This window comes from Spirillospora sp. NPDC048911, from assembly GCF_043198015.1.
GTDB lineage: Bacteria > Actinomycetota > Actinomycetes > Streptosporangiales > Streptosporangiaceae > Spirillospora.
The window spans coordinates 183,850-202,836 of record NZ_JBICUD010000015.1 but is presented as its reverse complement, the minus strand read 5'-3'; the positions used below and the strand labels follow the sequence as shown (position 1 = coordinate 202,836).

The 18,987-nt window shown below is 69.7% G+C and carries 19 protein-coding genes, 1 tRNA gene and 1 pseudogene; 8 read left to right on the top strand and 13 right to left on the bottom strand.

The window, feature by feature from the left end:
* The first annotated feature begins 910 nt into the window (after positions 1-910).
* Entirely contained in the window at positions 911-1,204 is a 294-nt protein-coding gene (locus ACGFNU_RS46965) for a hypothetical protein (RefSeq protein WP_392603225.1), read from the top strand.
* A gap of 179 nt (positions 1,205-1,383) precedes the next feature.
* Here ACGFNU_RS46965 and ACGFNU_RS46960 read toward each other — a convergent pair.
* Positions 1,384-1,473 (bottom strand): annotated as a pseudogene (locus ACGFNU_RS46960) (hypothetical protein); the annotation flags it as partial.
* 175 nt (positions 1,474-1,648) lie between these two features.
* Here ACGFNU_RS46960 and ACGFNU_RS46955 point away from each other — a divergent pair.
* Positions 1,649-1,981 (top strand): tyrosine-type recombinase/integrase, encoded by a 333-nt coding sequence (locus ACGFNU_RS46955; protein ID WP_392603313.1) that lies wholly within the window; start codon positions 1,649-1,651, stop codon positions 1,979-1,981.
* On the opposite strand, the gene ACGFNU_RS46950 is transcribed toward ACGFNU_RS46955, so the two are convergent.
* The 5 genes from ACGFNU_RS46950 to ACGFNU_RS46930 form a co-directional block, all read right to left on the bottom strand.
* Positions 1,960-2,035: transfer RNA gene (locus tag ACGFNU_RS46950), tRNA-Thr, on the bottom strand. The genes ACGFNU_RS46955 and ACGFNU_RS46950 overlap by 22 nt on opposite strands.
* Positions 2,036-2,085: 50 nt before the next feature.
* Complete coding sequence (gene rlmB, locus ACGFNU_RS46945) at positions 2,086-2,985, bottom strand: 23S rRNA (guanosine(2251)-2'-O)-methyltransferase RlmB (protein ID WP_392603224.1); 900 nt, start codon at positions 2,983-2,985, stop codon at positions 2,086-2,088.
* Between the two features lie 87 nt (positions 2,986-3,072).
* Positions 3,073-4,470: a cysteine--tRNA ligase gene (gene cysS, locus ACGFNU_RS46940; protein ID WP_392603223.1), complete on the bottom strand. Its 1,398-nt coding sequence runs from the start codon at positions 4,468-4,470 to the stop codon at positions 3,073-3,075.
* A gap of 62 nt (positions 4,471-4,532) precedes the next feature.
* Entirely contained in the window at positions 4,533-4,913 is a 381-nt protein-coding gene (locus ACGFNU_RS46935; protein ID WP_392603222.1) for a PPOX class F420-dependent oxidoreductase, read from the bottom strand.
* Positions 4,914-4,984: 71 nt separating this feature from the next.
* Positions 4,985-5,893, bottom strand: coding sequence for a DUF6585 family protein (locus tag ACGFNU_RS46930; protein WP_392603221.1), 909 nt, complete (start codon positions 5,891-5,893; stop codon positions 4,985-4,987).
* Between the two features lie 294 nt (positions 5,894-6,187).
* Here ACGFNU_RS46930 and ACGFNU_RS46925 point away from each other — a divergent pair, with 294 nt between their 5' ends.
* Positions 6,188-7,537: a DUF2637 domain-containing protein gene (locus ACGFNU_RS46925; RefSeq protein WP_392603220.1), complete on the top strand. Its 1,350-nt coding sequence runs from the start codon at positions 6,188-6,190 to the stop codon at positions 7,535-7,537.
* A 66-nt stretch (positions 7,538-7,603) separates the two neighbouring features.
* Positions 7,604-8,821 (top strand): fumarylacetoacetase, encoded by a 1,218-nt coding sequence (gene fahA, locus ACGFNU_RS46920; RefSeq protein ID WP_392603219.1) that lies wholly within the window; start codon positions 7,604-7,606, stop codon positions 8,819-8,821.
* Between the two features lie 19 nt (positions 8,822-8,840).
* Here fahA and ispF read toward each other — a convergent pair whose 3' ends face one another.
* Both ispF and ACGFNU_RS46910 read right to left on the bottom strand, forming a co-directional pair.
* Complete coding sequence (gene ispF, locus ACGFNU_RS46915; protein WP_392603218.1) at positions 8,841-9,314, bottom strand: 2-C-methyl-D-erythritol 2,4-cyclodiphosphate synthase; 474 nt, start codon at positions 9,312-9,314, stop codon at positions 8,841-8,843.
* Between the two features lie 23 nt (positions 9,315-9,337).
* Positions 9,338-9,820, bottom strand: a complete 483-nt coding sequence (locus tag ACGFNU_RS46910) for a CarD family transcriptional regulator (RefSeq protein WP_151561586.1) — start codon at positions 9,818-9,820, stop codon at positions 9,338-9,340.
* Between the two features lie 367 nt (positions 9,821-10,187).
* On the opposite strand from ACGFNU_RS46910, the gene ACGFNU_RS46905 reads away from it, so the two are divergent.
* Together ACGFNU_RS46905 and ACGFNU_RS46900 are read left to right on the top strand one after the other, a co-directional pair.
* Positions 10,188-11,012 (top strand): hypothetical protein, encoded by an 825-nt coding sequence (locus ACGFNU_RS46905; RefSeq protein ID WP_392603217.1) that lies wholly within the window; start codon positions 10,188-10,190, stop codon positions 11,010-11,012.
* Between the two features lie 133 nt (positions 11,013-11,145).
* Positions 11,146-12,132 (top strand): hypothetical protein, encoded by a 987-nt coding sequence (locus tag ACGFNU_RS46900; protein ID WP_392603216.1) that lies wholly within the window; start codon positions 11,146-11,148, stop codon positions 12,130-12,132.
* A 103-nt stretch (positions 12,133-12,235) separates the two neighbouring features.
* On the opposite strand, the gene ACGFNU_RS46895 is transcribed toward ACGFNU_RS46900, so the two are convergent.
* Both ACGFNU_RS46895 and ACGFNU_RS46890 read right to left on the bottom strand, forming a co-directional pair.
* Positions 12,236-12,916 (bottom strand): response regulator, encoded by a 681-nt coding sequence (locus tag ACGFNU_RS46895; protein ID WP_392603215.1) that lies wholly within the window; start codon positions 12,914-12,916, stop codon positions 12,236-12,238.
* Positions 12,917-12,980: 64 nt separating this feature from the next.
* Positions 12,981-14,219, bottom strand: a complete 1,239-nt coding sequence (locus ACGFNU_RS46890) for a sensor histidine kinase (protein ID WP_392603214.1) — start codon at positions 14,217-14,219, stop codon at positions 12,981-12,983.
* Between the two features lie 192 nt (positions 14,220-14,411).
* Between ACGFNU_RS46890 and phoU the strand changes: the two genes are divergently transcribed.
* Positions 14,412-15,086 carry a phosphate signaling complex protein PhoU gene (phoU, locus tag ACGFNU_RS46885; protein WP_392603213.1) on the top strand — a complete coding sequence of 225 codons (675 nt, stop codon included), beginning with the start codon at positions 14,412-14,414 and terminating at the stop codon, positions 15,084-15,086.
* Positions 15,087-15,249: 163 nt separating this feature from the next.
* Here the strand turns inward: phoU and ACGFNU_RS46880 are convergent, their stop codons facing one another.
* The 3 genes from ACGFNU_RS46880 to mshA are packed head-to-tail and all read right to left on the bottom strand — an operon-like array spanning position 15,250 to position 18,006.
* Positions 15,250-16,086: a phosphoglyceromutase gene (locus tag ACGFNU_RS46880; protein ID WP_392603212.1), complete on the bottom strand. Its 837-nt coding sequence runs from the start codon at positions 16,084-16,086 to the stop codon at positions 15,250-15,252.
* Between the two features lie 36 nt (positions 16,087-16,122).
* Positions 16,123-16,620 (bottom strand): YbjN domain-containing protein, encoded by a 498-nt coding sequence (locus ACGFNU_RS46875; protein WP_392603211.1) that lies wholly within the window; start codon positions 16,618-16,620, stop codon positions 16,123-16,125.
* 30 nt (positions 16,621-16,650) lie between these two features.
* Positions 16,651-18,006 (bottom strand): D-inositol-3-phosphate glycosyltransferase, encoded by a 1,356-nt coding sequence (mshA, locus tag ACGFNU_RS46870; RefSeq protein ID WP_392603210.1) that lies wholly within the window; start codon positions 18,004-18,006, stop codon positions 16,651-16,653.
* A gap of 214 nt (positions 18,007-18,220) precedes the next feature.
* Between mshA and ACGFNU_RS46865 the strand changes: the two genes are divergently transcribed.
* On the top strand, positions 18,221-18,979 hold the full coding sequence (locus tag ACGFNU_RS46865) for an SDR family NAD(P)-dependent oxidoreductase (protein ID WP_392603209.1): 759 nt from the start codon (positions 18,221-18,223) through the stop codon (positions 18,977-18,979).
* The last annotated feature ends 8 nt before the right edge of the window (positions 18,980-18,987 follow it).

The window sequence follows — 18,987 nt, the reverse complement described above, 5'->3', positions numbered from 1 at the left end:
GACCCTCTGTGAGGGCAGGACCGCACAGGTCCACGCACCGCCCTGACGGAGCGGGGGTCGGTGGGTGTCGCCTCGATCTAGCGTCGTCCCCGCCCTACCCAGAGCCTGCGACGGTCCTGGGCTCGGCATTGGCGTTGGAGGGCAAGGTCGGTGGCGGGGAGTTCCACCAAGTCCCCATCGTCGATGGCGTCCTGGCGGGTGCGGACGACCGGCTGGCTGGGGTGTGGCTTGGTGCGCGTCAGCAGGAGTGCTGCGAGGCCGGCCAGCATCAGGATGAGCCCACCACCGACAAGTCGAGACCGTGGACGGCCTGGCTGGTCAGGGCGAAGGTGAGGATCGCTCCGACGACCAGGAGGGCGAGACCGCCCGCTATCGGCATGACCCATCTCCCTTGTAGAAGCGCGGGCGCGAGCCGGTGCCGTCGACGTTGAACACCTTGGTGGCGACGAAGCCGCCCAGCAGTGCTCCAGCGATGCCGATCAGGGTGATGATCAGTCCTTGGGGTCCCTGCCGGGGACCAGCATTTTGGCGATGATCCCGGCGATGATGCCCATGACCGAACTCCTAGAGCAGTGAATCGGTGTCTGTCAGGGACCGGTCTTCCGGACCGGTCGACGCGGGGGGGCCGGCCGGCTCATCCCGCGGGACGCGTGCGCCGACGTGTCGTACTCGTTCACCCTCAAGAAGACCTCGTTCGCGCCGACGGGGAAACAGGCGATCCCCGAAGGGAGTCATCACCGCGGCCGATGACCGGCCACGAGGAGGATCATCGGGCGTCCGGTATATCCTGCCTTGAATTTATCCCCTTTACGCCCACAGGAGAATTATCCGATCGTTCTCATATTTCCTTGCTATATGCATGGCGAGAGTATTTAATAAGAAATGTAACCAACAAGAAAAGGAGGCCCACATGGGCTTCGTTCAGATCCTGGAGTTTGACACCGAGCAGGTCAGCGAAATTGAGTCACTCATGAGTGAGTGGCGAACTGAGGCTTCCGACAAGAGCACGGTGCGGCACGAGGTTGTGGCAAGGGACCACACCAGGCCGAACCACTACGTAGCGATCATTGATTTCCCCTCTTGGGAGGACGCCCAGCGCAACAGCAAGTTGGCGGAGACCGAGCGTTTCAGCGCGAGGATGGCCAAGCTTTGTGATGGCCCGGTGAAGTTCGGCGACTACGACGTCATCCGCGACAAGAACTAATCCGGTAGAACCAGTCCCAACCAAGCAGCAAGTCATTGTCTGCACCTCAATTTAGACCGGCCTGCATCACGGTGGATTCAATTACCCGTCCGTGATGCAGGCCATTGGCGTGTCACCACTGCGCCCATGCTCGTTTGCGTCGCTCGCAACGCCTTGCTCTGTGGGGCTCCGCCGCGTGGTCAGACCAGGCGCTGGTGGGAGTAGCACCATCTCCAGCGTGATCCCGGCTCCATATCGGCGGCGAGCGGGTGGCCGGTCTCGGCATAGTGCGCCTTAGCGGCGGGCTTCGATACAGGCCGAACGTCAGGCCCTGGAGGACCTGGCCGGGCCGGGGGCCTGGTGCGACCACGGACTGGTCTTCACCAAGCCCAACGGTGAGCCGGTGCATCCCCAGTCGGTCTCCGAACACTTCAAAACCCTCACCGACCAGGCTGCGCTCCCCCGATCCGGCTCCATGACCTGCGCCACGGCGCCGCCACCGTCATGCTCGCCGCCGGCATCGACATCAAAATCGTCCAGGAGATCCTCGGACACTCCGACCGCGCCATCACCTCCGACACCTACACCAGCGTCCTGCCCGAACTGGCCGCCGAAGCCATCACCGCGGCAGCCGACGTCATCAACCAGCACCGCCGAACACCAACAGAGACAGAACCACACCGGGACGCTCGGGCACACCTCTGGCACACGCGGCCCGGAAAACAGCACGGGCGCTCTCCCGGAAGGGGAGAACGCCCAGGTCACGGCTTGATCGTTGGAGCCGGCGAGGGGACTTGAACCCCTAACCTTCTGTTTACAAGACAGATGCTCTGCCAATTGAGCTACGCCGGCTTGCTCGTCCCGCATCGTAGTCGAAGCTGCGGGTCGGGCGCTTCTGGGTATCAGGAGCGGAGGCGGGAGATCTCGTAGAGGGCGATGCCCGCGGCCACTCCGGCGTTGAGGGACTCGGTCTTGCCCGGCATCGGGATCGTCACCAGCATGTCGCAGGTGTCGGCCACCAGGCGGCCCAGGCCCTTGCCCTCCGAGCCCACTACCAGGACGAACGGGCCGGAGGCCACTTCCAGGTCGGCGACCGGGGTGCTGCCTTGGGCGTCCAGGCCCGCCACGAAGCAGCCCGCCTGCTGGTATGCCTTCAGCTGGCGGGTGAGGTTCGTCGCCTGGGCCACGGGGATGGAGGCCAGGGTGCCCGCGGAGGTCTTCCAGGCGCCCGCGGTCACGCCGGCGGCCCGGCGTTCGGGGATGACCAGGCCGGTGGCGCCGAACGCGGCGGCGGAGCGGACGATGGCTCCGAGGTTGCGCGGGTCGGTGATGCCGTCGAGGGCGACGATCAGGGGCGCGGTGCCCTTGAGGAGGTCGTCGGGGTGGGCGTAGCGGTAGGGGCGTACCTGGAGTGCGATGCCCTGGTGGACCGCGTTGTCGGTGAGGCGGTCCAGCTCGTTCTTGCCGGTCTCCAGGAGGGGGATGCGGCGGTCGGCGGCCAGTTGGATCGACTCGCGGATGCGTTCGTCGGTGCCCGACATCACGTAGAGGGCGGTGCCGGGGACGCCCGCGCGGAGGGCCTCCACCACCGGGTTGCGGCCGGTGACCAGTTCGGGGCTGTCACCGTCGGCTCGGCGGGGACGGGTGGGGCGGGTCTCGGTGGGCTTGCCGCGGCCACCGGGGCCGGTGGTCGTGGTGCCGGTGCGCTTGGCGTTCTTGACCGCCCGTGCCTTCTGGCGCTTGCCGTGCCAGTGCCGGTCCTCGGCTTTGGGGGTCGGCCCCTTTCCCTTGCGCTTTGCCATGGTTCGTTACGCCCCTTGGGTTGCTCGCCCGGAGGCGGCTTAGATCTGCAAACAGCCAATTTTACGTGGTGCTGGGAGCTGAAGTGCTCAGTGGCGCTTCAGCTCCCAGCGGGGGCCGTGGGGGGTGTCTTCCACCACGATGCCCGCCTCGGTCAGGCCGTCGCGGATGGCGTCGGCAGCGGAGTAGTCCTTGCGGGCACGGGCGGCTTGGCGCTGTTCCAAGGCCACTTTGACCAGGGCGTCCACGACGGGGCGCAGGTCGTCTTCGCTTTCCTTGGACCACTGAGGTGCCAGCGGGTCCAGGCCCAGGACGTCCGTCATCGCCCGGACGCTCGCCAAGTGGCCGCGAGTTGCGGCTTCGTCTCCGGCTGCCAGCGCGTTGTTGCCCTCGCGAACGGTCTCGTGGACCACCGCCAGGGCCTGCGGGACGCCGAGGTCGTCGTTCAGGGCGGCCGTGAACGCCTCGGGCAGGTCGGTGGCGGGAGCCACCTGGCCCACTACCTCGGCGGCGCGGATGGCGAAGCCCTCGATCCGCTGGTACGCGGAGACCGCCTCGCCGAGGGCCGCGTCGGTGTAGTCCATCAGCGACCGGTAGTGCGCAGCGGTGAGGTAGTAGCGGATCTCGGCCGGCCGTGCCTTGCCCAGGAGGTCCGGGAGGAGGACGACGTTGCCGACCGACTTGCTCATCTTCTCGCCGTTGACCGTGAGCAGCCCGTTGTGCAGCCAGTAGCGGGCGAACCCGTCACCGGCGGCCTGGGACTGCGCGATCTCGTTCTCGTGGTGCGGGAAGATCAGGTCGACGCCGCCGCCGTGGATGTCGAACGTGGCGCCGAGGTACTTCGTCGCCATCGCCGAGCACTCCAGGTGCCAGCCGGGACGCCCCTCGCCCCACGGCGTCTCCCAGGACGGCTCGCCCGGCTTGGCGCCCTTCCAGAGCGCGAAGTCACGGGGGTCGCGCTTGCAGTCCTCGGTCGTGGTGTCCGCGGCGGAGCGCATGTTCTCGATCTTCTGGTTCGACAGCGCGCCGTAGCGGTCGGCCCAGGAACTCACGTCGAAGTAGACGTCGCCGCCCGAGGCGTACGCGTGGCCCTGCTCGATCAGGCGGCGCATCAGCACGATCATCTCGGGCACGTGGCCGGTCGCCCGCGGCTCGATGGTGGGCGGCAGGCAGCCGAGCAGGTCGTAGCCGTCGTTGAAGACGCGCTGGTTGCCCTCGGCCACCGCGAACCACGGCACGCCCGCCTCGGCGGCGACGGCGAGGATCTTGTCGTCGATGTCGGTGACGTTGCGGGCGAACGTCACCTCGTACCCCGAACGGCGCAGCCAGCGCAGCAGCACGTCGTAGATGACGCCCGAACGGAGATGGCCGATGTGCGGGGCGGCCTGCGGAGTGGCACCGCACACGTACATCCCCACGCGGCCCTCTTTCAAGGGCTCGAACGTGCGGACGGTACGGGTGCTGGTGTCGTAAAGGCGCAAGCTCACCCGCTCAGGTTATTGGATTCCCACCCGCGCGCGTGGCCGTGTTGACCTAGAGAACCCTGTGTTCAGCGGGTGTGGACGTGATTCGGGGTCACGCGGATGATCACGCGCTCGACCGGGCCGTGCTCTTGCCACGACTGACCGGTGTAGCGCTGCGACAACTCCTCGATGAGCGTGCCGTCCGGGTCGTCCTGGAGGGTCGCGGTGCCCCTGACCTCGGCGTACACGTACGGGTCGGCCAGGTCGAACGTGACCAGGTTCACCCGCGGGTCGCGCAGGATGTTGGTGTGCTTGCGCCGGCCCTTGGCGGTCGAGACGAGGATGTCGTCCCCGTCGGCCTTGGCCCAGACGACGCTCGCCTGCGGCGCCCCGTCCGGATTGATCGTCGCGAGCGTGACGAAGTTGGTCGCGTCGAAGAGCGCGCGGGCCTTCTCGTCCAATGCCATGGCCTCTCCCCGGTCGATCGGTCGGACGGTGGGACGGCGTCGCGTCCGCTCCGATCTTCGCACGAGGGTGATCAGCGCCGTGTCGGCGGGACCCGCTTCTCGTCCCTGTGTTCCGGTGGGCTCCCGGAGGCCCCGACACCGCCGGCACCGACATCGCTGGTATCGCCGACCTCGTCGGCCGCCGCCTGGAGGGCCTGGAGGTGGTGGCAGAGCTCGACGAACGCGACGGCGTTGGGCGTGAGGGCCGCCACGGACGCCAGTTGGCCGAGGTCGTCGAGCGTACGGACGAACACCATTCCGTTGTCGATGCCCACTTCACGTACGGCTGGCCAGGCGACGCGTTCGCCCTCCTTCTCGATCCCCTCAGAACTCACGGCGAACGGCCCGAGCCGCACGGTGTCGCCTGCCTGAACCATGCCGAGAGCCCGCGGAACGACGCGCGCGGTGACCTCCGCGACAATGGCCTCGCCCAGCTCACGTACGCCTGGCAGCTCGTCTCCCAAGATGATCTGGCGGCCGTCCGCCACGGTGACGGTGAACTGCCATCGGGTCGGCCCGTGGGCGACCCGCTGTACACCGGACGTGGTGACGGCCGCGAGATCGTCCCAGCGATACGCGACGTACGCGCCGCCGCCCCCGTCACCCTTCCTCCGGGCGCCGGCCACCACCAGCCCGTACGAGAAGAGATGGACGCCCATCAGCCGATCACTACGCAGGGCCCCGCGCGACACCGCCCGCCACAGGATCCAAGCCACCACACCCAAGTACGCCAACGCCAGGACGGCCGCTGGGACGCCCAGCCACAACTCCCCGTCGGCGAGATAAACCACTGCCGCCGGTACGAGCCACACTCCGGCCAGGCCGAGCAGAGCCATCCAGGCCAGGGCACGCCGACGACCGGCACGGGCGTCGAAGGCGCGAACCGGGTCGCCGAGCCGCCGTGCCTCCGCCTCCTCGAGGACGTCCCGCGGGAAGGACATAAATAAGCGACTACCCCACTAACGAGAGAAAAAATCACCTGATCCGGTCACGGTCTCCATCCCACCCCAACACGCCCTGCGGCCTTCTTCCACCCCGCGGGACTCGTTCCTTCGCCCATACCGGTCGCCCCTCCGCGTGTCGCACGCGCTCCGGGATGATCAAGGTGAAGATAGGAGTAACCGTCCCCCGGGCTGGTTAATCTCCCGGTGAAAGCCCCCTCTGACCACGACCACGAAGACCCCCGTACGGGCCGTTGGCACGCCCTCCGTTCTCCCCCGAGACGAGTTGAGAAGATGCCCTCCGATCGTTACACCACCGCGCAGCGCCGGCTTCTCACCGTGTTCGCGGGCCTCGTCGTCGCCGTGCTCCTGGGCGGCGCGTTCGTCCTGACGTACGACGTGCTGCGGGAGTTCGCCATAGCGGGCCGTGCCGGCAAGCGGTGGGCGCCCGTCTATCCGGTGATGGCGGACGCGCTCGTGGTGATGACGATCTTGTCTCTGGTCGTCACGCGGCAGGCCAGGTGGTGGTCCCGGAGCATTCGGTGGATGCTCCTGCTCGTCCTGCTCAGCGGTGCCGCCGCGATCGGCGTACAACGCTCACTCCGGGGTTACGAATCTCTGCCGGACGAGCCGGTCAAGGTAGGGATCGCCATAGCCCCGCACGCCATGCTCATCATCGCCGTATGGCTGTGGCTGACGATGTTCAAGCAGGTCCGCTCGACGACGCCCGCCTCACGTACGAAACGAACCAAGCGCGCCGAACGCCGCGAACACACAGACCACATCGAACGCACGGAACCCATCGCGCACACGGAGGACGAGCCCGCCCCCAAGACGCCTCACTCCAGCCCAGACCTGATCCCGTTCCCCGAACTCGCTCAGGAAACAGAGCCCGAACGCGAGCCCGAGCGGACGTCCGTACCTGACCCCGAACGCGAGCCCGAACGGGCGTCCAGGCTTGATCCCGAACACGAGCCCGAGCGGGGATTCGGGCCTGGGCCCGGACGCGAGCCCGAGCCGTCGTACCGGCCCCACGCCCCCGAGCGCGCCCCGGAAGCCGAACCCGAGCCCGTCACGCGGCCCGACGCCTACGAAGACGACGAGCCCGAGGACACCGCTCCGATACCGATCCCGAGTCTTCCCGCGCCCACGGCCACTCCCGCACCCGCGCCCACACCGCCGCCCCTCCTCCCCACGGACGTCGAGCTCGTGCGGACGCGGCCGCCCGAGCAGCCCGGCCGCGGCGCACTGGCGAGGACGACCCGTCCCGACATCGTCATGCCCGCCGCGCTCGACACCGCCGAGGACGAGACCGAGGTCCCCGTCGTCGACCGTGCCGAAGACCCCGACGCGGGGGACGCCGACGCGGGGGACGCCGACGCGAGGGACGCCGACGAGACGCCGTCCGCCCCGGACCGCAAGCCCCGCCGCCGTAAGCCCTGGTCCGGCCGCTCTTCTGCCGAGCCCACCGGGCCTGCCGAGCCGCCTTCCATCCCCGAGCCCGCCCCGATCCCACTCCCCGAATCCGACACCGCTCGAGCCGCCTCGTCAGATGACGACGACGAGGATGACGACGCGCGCATCTGGGATTGGCATCCGCCGTCGAGCACGTTCCGCAGCTCACCGACCCCGCCCGCCGACTGACGCCGCGCGCGGATCTGACCGGGCTAGGACTGGTCCAATCGGGCGATATGGGGAACATAGGACCCCATGACGACGGTTTCGTGGGTTGAGGTCAGTGCGGACAGCGGCTTCGGCGTCGATCATCTGCCGTACGGAGTCTTCTCCAGGCGCGGCGAACTACCCCGGGTGGGCGTGGCCATCGGGGAATACGTGCTGGACCTGGCGGCCCTGTCCGCCGCGGGGCTGATCGACGACCGGCACTGGTTCGCCTCCGGCTCGCTCAACGGCTTCATGGTCGCGGGACGCGCCGTCTGGGAGGCCAGCCGGGCCCGCCTCACCGAGCTCCTCACCGACGAGGCCCACCGCGACGCCGTCGCGCCGCACCTGATCCCGGTCGAGGGCGTCGAGCTGCTGCGGCCGATCGAGGTGGCCGACTACGTCGACTTCTACTCGTCCCTGGACCACGCGACCAACGCGGGGAAGATGTTCCGGCCGGCCGGCGACCCGCTGCCGCCCAACTGGAAGCACCTCCCGGTCGCCTATCACGGCCGTTCCGGCACGGTCTTCCCGTCGGGCATGCCCATCGTCCGCCCCTGCGGCCAGCGCCGTGTCGCCCCCGACCAGGAGCCCACGTACGGCCCCTGCCTCAAGCTCGACTTCGAGGCCGAGGTGGGCTTCGTCGTGGGCATCCCGTCGACGCCGGGCACCCGCGTTCCGACGGCCGCTTTCGCCGATCACATCTTCGGCTTCGTCCTGGTGAACGACTGGAGCGCGCGGGACATCCAGTTCTGGGAGTCGCAGCCGCTGGGCCCGTTCCTCGGAAAATCGTTCGCGACGTCCATCTCGCATTGGGTCACGCCGCTCGCCGCCCTGGACGCCGCACGGGTGGCCCAGCCCGCTCAGGACCCGGCGCCGCTCCCCTATCTCCAGGCGGACGAGCCGTGGGGCCTTGACCTCGCCCTCGAAATCCTGATCAACGACCAGGTGATCTCCCGGCCGCCGTTCGCCACGATGTACTGGAGCTCGCCCCAGCAACTGGCGCACGCGACCGTGAACGGCGCGCCCCTGCGCACCGGCGACCTCTTCGCCTCCGGAACGGTCTCCGGCCCCGAACGCGACCAGCGCGGCTGCCTCCTGGAGCTGACCTGGAACGGCGACGACCACATCGAGCTGCCCGACGGCACCAAGCGGCTCTACCTGGAAGACGGCGACACCGTCACCCTCCGCGCCACCGCTCCCGGCGCCTCCGACTCCCGGATCAGCCTCGGCCAGGTCACCGGAACCATCTACCCCGCCGTCCCATAACCCCAGCCCGCAGCGGGGCTTAGGGGCGGGGGAAGACTATGGCGGTGGCTATGGCGGCCAGGCCTTCGCCTCGGCCGGTGAGGCCCAGGCCGTCGGTGGTGGTGCCGGAGATGGAGACCGGGACGCCGTCCAGGGCCTCACTGAGGGTCTTTTCGGCCTCGGCCCGGCGCTTGCCGATGCGGGGGCGGTTGCCGATCACTTGGACGGCGACGTTGCCGATGGCGAAGCCGGCCTCGTGGACGCGGCGGGCCACCTCGCGCAGGAGGGTGACGCCCGAGGCGCCGGCCCAGCGCGGGTCGGCCGTGCCGAAGACGGCGCCGAGATCGCCGAGGCCGGTGGCCGACAGGAGGGCGTCGCAGGCGGCGTGGGCCGCCACGTCGCCGTCCGAGTGGCCGTCGAGGCCTTGGCCGGGCCATTGGAGACCGGCCACCCAGAGGGGGCGCGGCTCGGCGTCGGCAGAAGCGAACGGGTGGACGTCGGTACCGACGCCCACCCGTGGAAGCTGTGTGCTCACGCTCAGGTCGCGAGGACCTCGTCGAGGAGGGCCTCGGCCTTGTCCTCGTTGGTCTTCTCGGCCAATGCGAGCTCGCTGACAAGGATCTGCCTCGCCTTGGCGAGCATGCGCTTCTCGCCGGCCGACAGGCCGCGCTCCTTGTCGCGCCGCCAGAGGTCACGAACGACCTCGGCCACCTTGTTGACGTCGCCGGAGGCCAGCTTCTCGAGATTGGCCTTGTAGCGACGCGACCAGTTGGTCGGCTCTTCGGTGTAGGGTGCGCGAAGCACCTCGAACACCTTTTCCAGGCCTTCCTGGCCGACGACGTCACGGACGCCCACGTCCTCGACGTTTTCGACCGGAACCTGAACTGTCAGGTCGCCCTTGTCGACCTTCAGGACCAGATAGGTCCTTTCCTCACCCTTGATGGTGCGAGTCTCGATGGCCTCGATCCGAGCAGCCCCATGGTGGGGGTAGACGACGGTGTCGCCGACCTGGAAAGTCATGTGACAAGTACCCCTTCCGCTACAACCAGGGTAGCACGGACCCGACGATGCCTGCACCGGCCTTAACGACAAATCCGCAGGTCAACCCCCTAATTGGGGTCTTGACAAAGCCCCTGAACGGTGCATACCGCCCATGTTCCGTCCCAAAAACGCGTGGGGAACGAGGCCCCGGGCGGGCCCGCGCGACGGCACCCGGCGGCACTCGGAACGCCTCCGAACATCCCCCTCCCAGTATGCGTGAAGCGGCCCATACTGGGAGGTGCACATGCCGGGCTCCCCGGGTACGAAGCGCCCGTAAGGGGCGAAAAGGGCGCGCGAAAGGGTGACCGACAGGGGCTCGGCAGAACTCAACACGGTGAGGTGCGGTGTGAGGCCAGACGGCGACCCCGAGCCAGACGACTACGGCCTGCCACGTGTCGACGTGGTGGTGCCGGATGACGCACGAGAGCTCGAACGCGACGTCGTCGCCTATCGCCGCGAGGCACGCCAGCGCCGCCGCCGCGAGCGCGCCCGCCGGCTGTTCCGCCCCTTCACCCGCTTCGGCGTCGCCGTCCCGATCATCGCCGGCGCCCTGCTGATCGCCCTCCTGAGCGGGGCCCTCATGACGGCCTTCGGCCCGCGTCCGGCGCCCCGCCCCACCACGTCGATGATCACTCCTCATCCCACCGCGCCCGTCGGCCGGATCGGCGGCACCCTGCCCGACGCCGAGGTCGCCATCGTGACCGCCCAGCGCAGGCGTCAGCGGCTCCAGGAGCTGCGCCCCGGCGTCTTCGCGATCGTGCCGCCTGCGTGCCGCTGCGCGGACCTGGTGGACGAGCTCTCCGCCAAGACCAAGGAGTACAGGCTCAACTTCTGGCTCATGTTCGACCGCAGGGGCGATTCCGCCTCGCGCGAGAGCTCCCTCAAGAAGCTGCGCGCCCTGCAAGGCGCCGCCCACGGCGGGCCGGTCACCCTCATCGAGGACGACCAGAGCCACATGGCCGGGACGTACGCGCAGCCCGGCGGCAAGCCGACCGCCGTCCTGGTGGGGCCCGACGGGCTGGTGAGCGACATCGTGAACGACCCGCGGCCGGGAAACGAGCTGACCGAGAAGGTGAGACGGCTCCAGTGGCCCGCTCCCACCGCCCCCGCCACCGACCCCGCCACCGACCCCGCCACGGTCACCGCCCCCGCCACCGCCGGCCGTTCCTGAGATCCGGCGCCACGCATACCAAGACCACCCCCGAAGCCGGATCCCCGGGTCACCCTCGCTAGGCTTCCTCTGGCGCTACGCGCCGCCCTTTCCCTTTCCTTCGACTGAACCCTTTCGCGAGGAGATCGACGCCGTGATCCGTAACAGCCGCCGAGTGGTCGCGTTCGCCATCGCGGGCGCCGTCGCCATCGCGCCGGTGATTTCCGGCTGCGGCGCCGGCGACACCCCTCAGACCGCCGCGCCCACCCAGCTGACCGAGGCCGTCAACGCCTCGGTGCCGCAGGGCGGCGGGGCAGCCAAGATCGACATCCGCAACATGTTCCTGCTGGGCCCCGAGCCCGACAAGACGCTTCCCCAGGGCAGCTCGCTGCCCCTCTACGGGATCCTGATCAACCAGGTCAAGGAGCAGGACCGGCTGGTCAGCGTCACCGCCCCCGACTTCGGTCAGGCGAAGATCGACGCCGGTGCCGTGACGCTGCCGGCCGCGCGCCCCGACGGCATCGGCTCCGCCGTGTCGCTCTTCGGCCAGGCCTCCGCCACCGGCTCCGCGTCCCCGAGCGCCAAACCGTCCGGCAAGCCGAGCGGCAAGCCCTCCGGCGACACCAAGCCGACGACCTCGGCCAGCGGCGAGACCAGCGGCTCACCGAGCCCGGCCGGCAGCCAGTCGCCCTCCGGCGCGCCCGGCGCCACCGGTGGCCCGGGAGCCTCCAGCAGCCCCAGCCAGGCGTCCTCCGCGACGCCGTCCGCCCCCGCCGCGGGCACGCCGTCCGCCCCGGCCACGGGCGCGGCCACCTCGCCGAGCGGAAAGGCCCCCCTGGTCGTCCTGTCGGGCCTCACCCGCGAGGTGCGCGGCGGCGAGACCATCCGCGTCAAGCTTCAGTTCGAGCGCGCCGGTTCCGTCGACATCTCGATGCCGGTGATCCCGCAGCAGGGCGAGTTCGCCACCTACGCCCCGATCTCCACCGGCGTTCCGGTGCCCGGTTCGGCCGGCACCCCGGCGACCTCGCCGAGCGCCGGCACGGAGCACGGCACGCCCACGCAGGGCGGCGGCCACGAGACGACCGCCCCGTCCGGCTCGCCCGCGCCGACCGCCAGCGAGAGCCCTGCGGGTCACGGCTGACCCGCTCCCAAACCCGGCCTGGCACGGCCGCGAAAACGACCTAGCACGACCACAACGGCCCGCCTCATTCGGAGGCGGGCCGTTGTGGTCGGTGCGGAGGGGTTTACGGCTCGAACTTGTAGCCGAGGCCGCGGACCGTGACGATGTAGCGGGGGGTGGAGGGGGCGGTCTCGATCTTGGCACGGAGGCGCTTGATGTGGACGTCCAAGGTCTTGGTGTCGCCGACATAGTCCGCGCCCCAGACGCGGTCGATCAGCTGCATGCGGGTGAGCACGCGGCCGGCGTTGCGGAGCAGGACCTCCAGGAGCTCGAACTCCTTGAGGGGCAGCTGCACGCCCTCGCCGTTCACGCTGACCACATGGCGTTCGACGTCCATGCGCACCGGCCCGGCCTCCAGAGTGGCGGGGGCCAGTTCCTCGACCTCGCCCTGCCGGCGCAGGACGGCGCGCATGCGGGCGATCAGCTCACGCGTGGAGAACGGCTTGGTCACGTAGTCGTCGGCGCCCAGTTCGAGGCCCACGACCTTGTCGACCTCGCTGTCCTTGGCGGTCAGCATGATCACGGGGACGTTCGACTTGGCGCGGAGCTCGCGGCACACCTCGGTGCCGGGCAGGCCGGGCAGCATCAGGTCGAGCAGCACGAGATCGGCACCGTTGCGGTCGAAGATGTCCAGCGCGTCGGGGCCCGTCGCCGCCACGGCGACCTCGAAGCCCTCCTTGCGCAGGTTGTACGAAAGTGCGTCGCTGAACGACTCTTCGTCCTCGACGACGAGCACACGGGTCACGGTGTTGCCTCCCGGGCGGTTTTCCAATTCGGTGCCATCGGGCCGGCCGTCTGGCGCGGCCCGTTCAGGGGGTCGGTGGGGTCGGGTAAACGATCGAGGCGTCGCCGCCGGTGTGCCTGGTGTGCGGGGCGGCCTCCCCGGTCGGCTCGGCCGGCTCGCGGGGGGACGGGTTGAGCAGCGGCAACCGGATGGTGAAGGTCGAGCCGGAGCCCTCCTTGCTCCAGACCACGACCTCGCCGCCGTGCTTGGTCGTGACGTGCTTGACGATGGCCAGGCCGAGGCCGGTGCCGCCGGTCTGCCGGGACCGGGCCGGATCGACCCGGTAGAAGCGCTCGAAGATCCGTTCCAGGTCGCCGTCGGGAATGCCGATGCCCTGGTCGGTCACGTTGATCTCGACGTGCTGCTCGTCGCACTGCCGGACGGCGACCACCACGCGGGTGTGGTCCGGGCTGTAGGCGACGGCGTTGTCGATCAGGTTGCGGATCGCGGTGGTCAGGAGCTCGTCGTCGCCGCGCACCTTCAGGCCGTCCTGGCCGCCGCTGGTCAGCTCGATGCTCTTGGCGCCCGCCTTGATCTGGCACCGGTCCAGCGCCTCGACGATCACCTCGTCGAGCGCGACCGGGTGCAGCTCGGGCAGCGGCTCGTCGCCCTGGATCCGCGACAGCGTCATGAGGTCCTGGACGAGATTGGTCAGCCGGACGGACTCGTGCTGCATGCGGCCGGCGAAGCGGCGGACGGCCTCGGGGTCGTCGGCGGCGCTCTCCACGGTCTCGGCCAGCAACGACAGCGCGCCGACGGGAGTCTTGAGCTCGTGGCTGACGTTGGCGACGAAGTCGCGGCGGATGGCCTCGACGCGGCGCATCTCGGTGAGGTCCTCGGCGAGCACGAGCACCTGCCCGTGGGAGCCGAGCGGCGCCACCCTGACCGCGAACCACCGGCCCTCGGCCCGGTTGTGGCCCTTGGACGGGGCCACCTGGACCTCCGTCTCGCGGATCTCACCGTCCCGGCGCGCCAGCCGTGCCATCGCCAGCAGCTCGTCGACCACCAGCCGATCGCCGCTGACCAGCCCGAAGGCGCGCGCCGCCGAACTGGCGCGCAGGACCCGATCCTCGCCGTCGACCACGACGGCCGAGGACCGTAGAACGCTCAGCACCGACGCGACGCCCGGCGGCAGCCCACTCTGGGGCGCGGCCGGGGCCGTGACCTGCTGGGCTCGCTCGCTCACGCGCACCGCCAATCCCGTAGCGAGCCCGATCGCGAGCCCGGCAAGCCCCGTCAGGCCTGCGATTATCTCGACCTCCACACTTCGGATCGTAAGTGCCATTCAGGCCGTTCCTGCACCATGGGGCCACTCGACACGGTGTCGTTAGCCCAAAGTTCACCTCGTCATGTGGGTCCGTTCAGCCAGGTCAGGCAGGCTGTGGCGTGGACGAGTACGCCCGGCGGCACAGGCCCGGAGCCGGCCACCGACCACAGACGCCCCAAGGATGTTCAATTGCGCGACGCCTATCACGAGGAACTCGACTCCCTCTCCGACAAGCTGGTGGAGATGACCCGGCTGGTCAGGTCGGCCATGGCCCGCGCGGTGACCGCCCTCCTGGACGCCGACCTGCGGCTCTCCGAGGAGGTCATCAGCGGGGACGAGCACGTCAACAAGATCGACACGGAGATCGAGGAGACGGTCTTCGACCTGATGGCGCGCCAGCAGCCGGTGGCGGGCGACCTGCGGACCCTGATCACCGCGCTGCGGATGAGCGGTGACCTGGAGCGCATGGGCGACCTGGCCGTGCACATCGCCAAGACGGCCCGGCGGCGGCACCCCGAGACGGCGGTCCCGCCGGTGCTGCAGGCCACCGTGCTGGAGATGGGCCAGATCGCCGAACGGATGATCGCCAAGACGGGCAGCGTCATCGCGTCCCAGGACGTCGAGATGGGCCTGGAGCTGGACGCCGACGACGACCGCATGGACCGGCTGCACCGCAAGCTCTTCGACATCCTGCTGTCCCCGAAGTGGAAGTACGGGGTCGAGCCCGCCGTCGACATCACCCTCGCGGGCCGCTATTTCGAGCGCTTCGCCGACCACGCGGTGCACGTCGCCGAGGACGTGGTCTACATGGTCACCGGCCAGCGCCCGCAAGAGATCATCGACTCCCCCGAATCCCGCTCCTGAACGGCACCCAACCCTCCTGACCGTCAGCCACACCGGGCCCGGCTCAGTTCGGCGCACACCGCAAGCGGCCCACACCGCACGGCGCACGCGGGCCCACATCACAAAAGGGGCGCCTTCCCTCTCCAGGGAAGGCGCCCCTCGTGGTTCCCGAGAGCTACCGGGTCTACTTCTTCCGCTTGCCCCTGCGGCCGCCGGAGGGGGCGGGCGGCGCGGGCGGGACCGGCGGCGCGGGCGGGGCGGGGGCCTTGGCGCCTCCCCCGGCGCCCTGGTTCTTGACGGCCTCGATGGCGGCCTTGGCGGCCACCGGGTCGAGGTACTCGCCGCCGCGCTTGAGCGGGGCGAAGTCGTCGTCCAGCTCGTACACCAGCGGGATTCCGGTGGGGATGTTGAGCTCGGTGATCTCGTCGTCCGAGACGTCGTCCAGGTGCTTGACCATGGCGCGCAGGGAGTTGCCGTGCGCGGCGACCATGACGGTCTTGCCGGCGGCGAGGTCGGGCACGATCGCGTCGTACCAGTACGGGAGAAGCCGGTCGACGACGTCGGCGAGGCACTCGGTGCGCGGGATCAGCTCAGAGGGCAGGCCCGCGTACCGCAGGTCGTTGACCTGGGACAGCGGGTCGTTGTCCTTGATCGGCGGCGGCGGGGTGTCGTACGAGCGGCGCCAGATCTTGAACTGGTCCTCGCCGAACTCCTCGCGCGTCTGCGCCTTGTTCTTGCCCTGGAGCGCGCCGTAGTGCCGCTCGTTGAGCCGCCAGGAGCGGCGTACCGGAATCCACAGCAGGTCGGCGACGTCCAGCGCGATGTTGGCGGTACGGATCGCGCGCTTCAGCAGCGAGGTGTGGACCACATCGGGGGTGAGGTCGTTGTCGAGAAGGAGGTCGCCGCCCTTGGTGGCCTCACCCTCCCCCTTGGCGGACAGGTCGACGTCCACCCAGCCGGTGAACAAGCCCTCCGCGTTCCACACACTTTCGCCATGCCGCAGCAATACCAGGGTCGCCATGGCACCAGAGCTTATAGGGGGTGCGTGAACGCGCCGTCAGCGGCGGTCGGGGTCGGCGAACGAGGCGAACGCCTGCAGGTTGGCCAGGCTCTCGCCGCGCTTGACCCGCCAGTCCCACTCCCGCTGGATGGACGTCTTGAAGCCGCGTTCGAGGGCCTTGTCGAAGTTCTCGTCGGAGTACGTGAGGACGCACCCCAGGACGCGGTCGATCTCTTCAGGGCCGATCGAGCTCAGCGGGAGCTTGCCCACGATGTGCACGTCGCCGACGTCGTCGAGGGCGAAGCTCATCCCGTACATCCGGCCGTTCTTCTCCAGCAGGAAGCGGTAGAAGTCGGCGTGGTTCTCGTCCGGCCGGCGGCAGAAGAACGCCTCGACGTGCAGGCTGTGGTCGCCGACGATCAGCCAGGTCATGGTGGCGAGCTTGTGCTGGCCGGGGAGCTTGACGAAGAAGGCGCCGGGCCGCGGCACCTCGTACTCCAGCTCGGCCGCCCGCAGGGTCTCATCGATCACGGCGACGGGATCGGTCGTGGTCATGCGGACACCTCGGTCATACGGACGTCTCGGTCATGCGGACACCTCGGTGGAGGGGACGGCGGACAGCACCGGCTCCGGCGCGAGGCGGTGGCGGCCGGCGGGGAACATGGTCAAGGCGCCTGTATACACCTCGAGGAGCCGGTCGACGGTGGTGTCCCAGCCGAAGGACTGCGCGTGTCGTACCGCGCCGCGCGCGAGGCGGGCGTGCAGGCCCGGCTGGGCGTGCAGGCGCCGCAGGACGCGGGCGTAGTCGGCCGGTTCGTGCCCACTGATCAGCATGCCGGACTCGCCGTCCTTGACCGCGGTGCACAGCCCGCCGACGGCGGCGGCGACCACCGGGGTGCCGCAGGCCTGCGACTCGACGGCGACGAGCCCGAACGACTCGTTGTGGGAGGGGACGACGGTGACGTCGGCCGCGCGGTACCAGTCGGCGAGCTCCTCCTGCGGGCACGGCGGCTCGAACCGGACGACGTCGGAGATGCCCAGCTCGGCGGCCAGCCGCTGCAGTCCTTCGGGACGTGAACGCCCGCTGCCGCTGGGGCCGCCGACGACGGCCACGACGAGCTTGGAACGCAGCGACGGCTCGTCCTCCAGCATCCGGGCCGCCGCGCGCAGCAGCACGTCCGGCGCCTTGAGGGGCTGGATGCGGCCCACGAAGAGCAGCACGTACGCGTCGCGCGGCAGGCCGAGGCGGCGCCGGGCGGGCCCGGTGCGGTGGGGCAGCAGCCCGGTACTGCGCGAGAGCAGCGCCGACTCGGGCCGGAAGCGGGAGAGATCGACACCGGGGTTGACGGTGGCGACGCGCTCGGGGTCGGCGCCGTACAGCTCGATCAGCTCGCGGGCCTCTTTGGCGGTGTTGGCGACGAGCTGGTCGGCGGACTCGACGACCTGCTCCTCGCCCAGCACGCGCGCCTGCGGCTCGGGGGTGTCGTCCACGGCCAGCGCGGCGTTCTTGACCTTGGCCATGGTGTGCATCGAGTGGACGAGCGGCACGCCCCAGCGTCGCTTGGCGGCCCAGCCGGCCTGGCCGGAGAGCCAGTAGTGGGTGTGCAGAAGGTCATAGTGGCCGGGGTCGTAGGACGCCTCGGCGCGCAGCACCCCGGAGGTGAAGCCGCACAGCTCGGCGGGCAGTTCGGTCTTGTCGAGCTCTTCGAAGGGCCCGGCGACGACGTTGCGCACCAGCACTCCGGGGGCCAGTTCGACGATCGGCGGAAGCGCCCGGCACGTGGCGCGGGTGAAGATGTCGACTTCGATGCCCCGGGCGGCCAGGCGTCTGGCCACCTCGACGATGTAGACGTTCATCCCGCCCGCGTCGCCGGTGCCCGGCTGGTCAAGGGGCGAGGTGTGCACGCTGATCGTCGCGACCCGCTCGATACGACGCGACACGGACACCACCTCCGGTTGTGCAACCTACCGGTCGCGATTGGTGTTCCCCCCACGCGGCATCCATGCGGAACGGCAGTGACCGACAAGGCCAATGTGGCACCTGTCACAACTTTTACTACTAACCAGTCAGTAATTCTTACCTATTCCGTGCTCCTGCTCCATGCGGCTTCGCCCCGGTGCGGGGCCGCGCCCCCGGGTTTGGCACCCTAAGCCCATGCGGAAGACGGCGGTTGTCACCGGAGCAAGCAGTGGAATCGGCGCGGCCACGGCCAGAAGGCTCGCGGCCGAGGGGTTCAACGTCGTGCTGGCGGCGCGGCGGCGGGACCGGATGGAGTCCCTGGCCAAGGAGATCACCGACGAGGTGCCCGGCGCCGGGAAGGTCGCCGTCGTCACGCTGGACGTGACCGACCAGGAGTCGGTGGACGCCCTGGCCGCCGGGCTCGCCGAGTGCCATGTGCTGGTCAACAACGCCGGCGGCGCGATCGGCCTGGAGCGGGTCGCCGACGCCGACCCGGCCGACTGGCAGGCGATGTACGACACCAACGTGCTCGGCCTGCTCCGCGTCTCCAAGGCGCTGCTTCCCAAGCTCATCGCGAGCGGCGCCGGGCATGTCGTGAACATCACCTCCCTCGCCGCCCACGCCAACTACGAGGGCGGCGCCGGATACAACGCGGCCAAGCACGCCGCGTACGCGGTGAACGAGGTCATGCGGCTGGAGCTGGTGGCCGAGCCCGTCCGGATCACCGAGATCGCGCCGGGGCTCGTCAAGACGGACGAGTTCAGCCTGGTGAGGTTCCGCGGCGACACGTCCAAGGCCGAGAAGCCGTACGAGGGCGTGCCGGAGCCGCTGGTGGCCGACGACGTCGCCGACTGTGTCGCCTGGGCGGTCACGCGTCCGGCACACGTCAACATCGACCGGATCGACGTGCAGCCACGCGTCCAAGCGGCCCCCCACAAACTCCACCGCATCTAAGCCCCGGC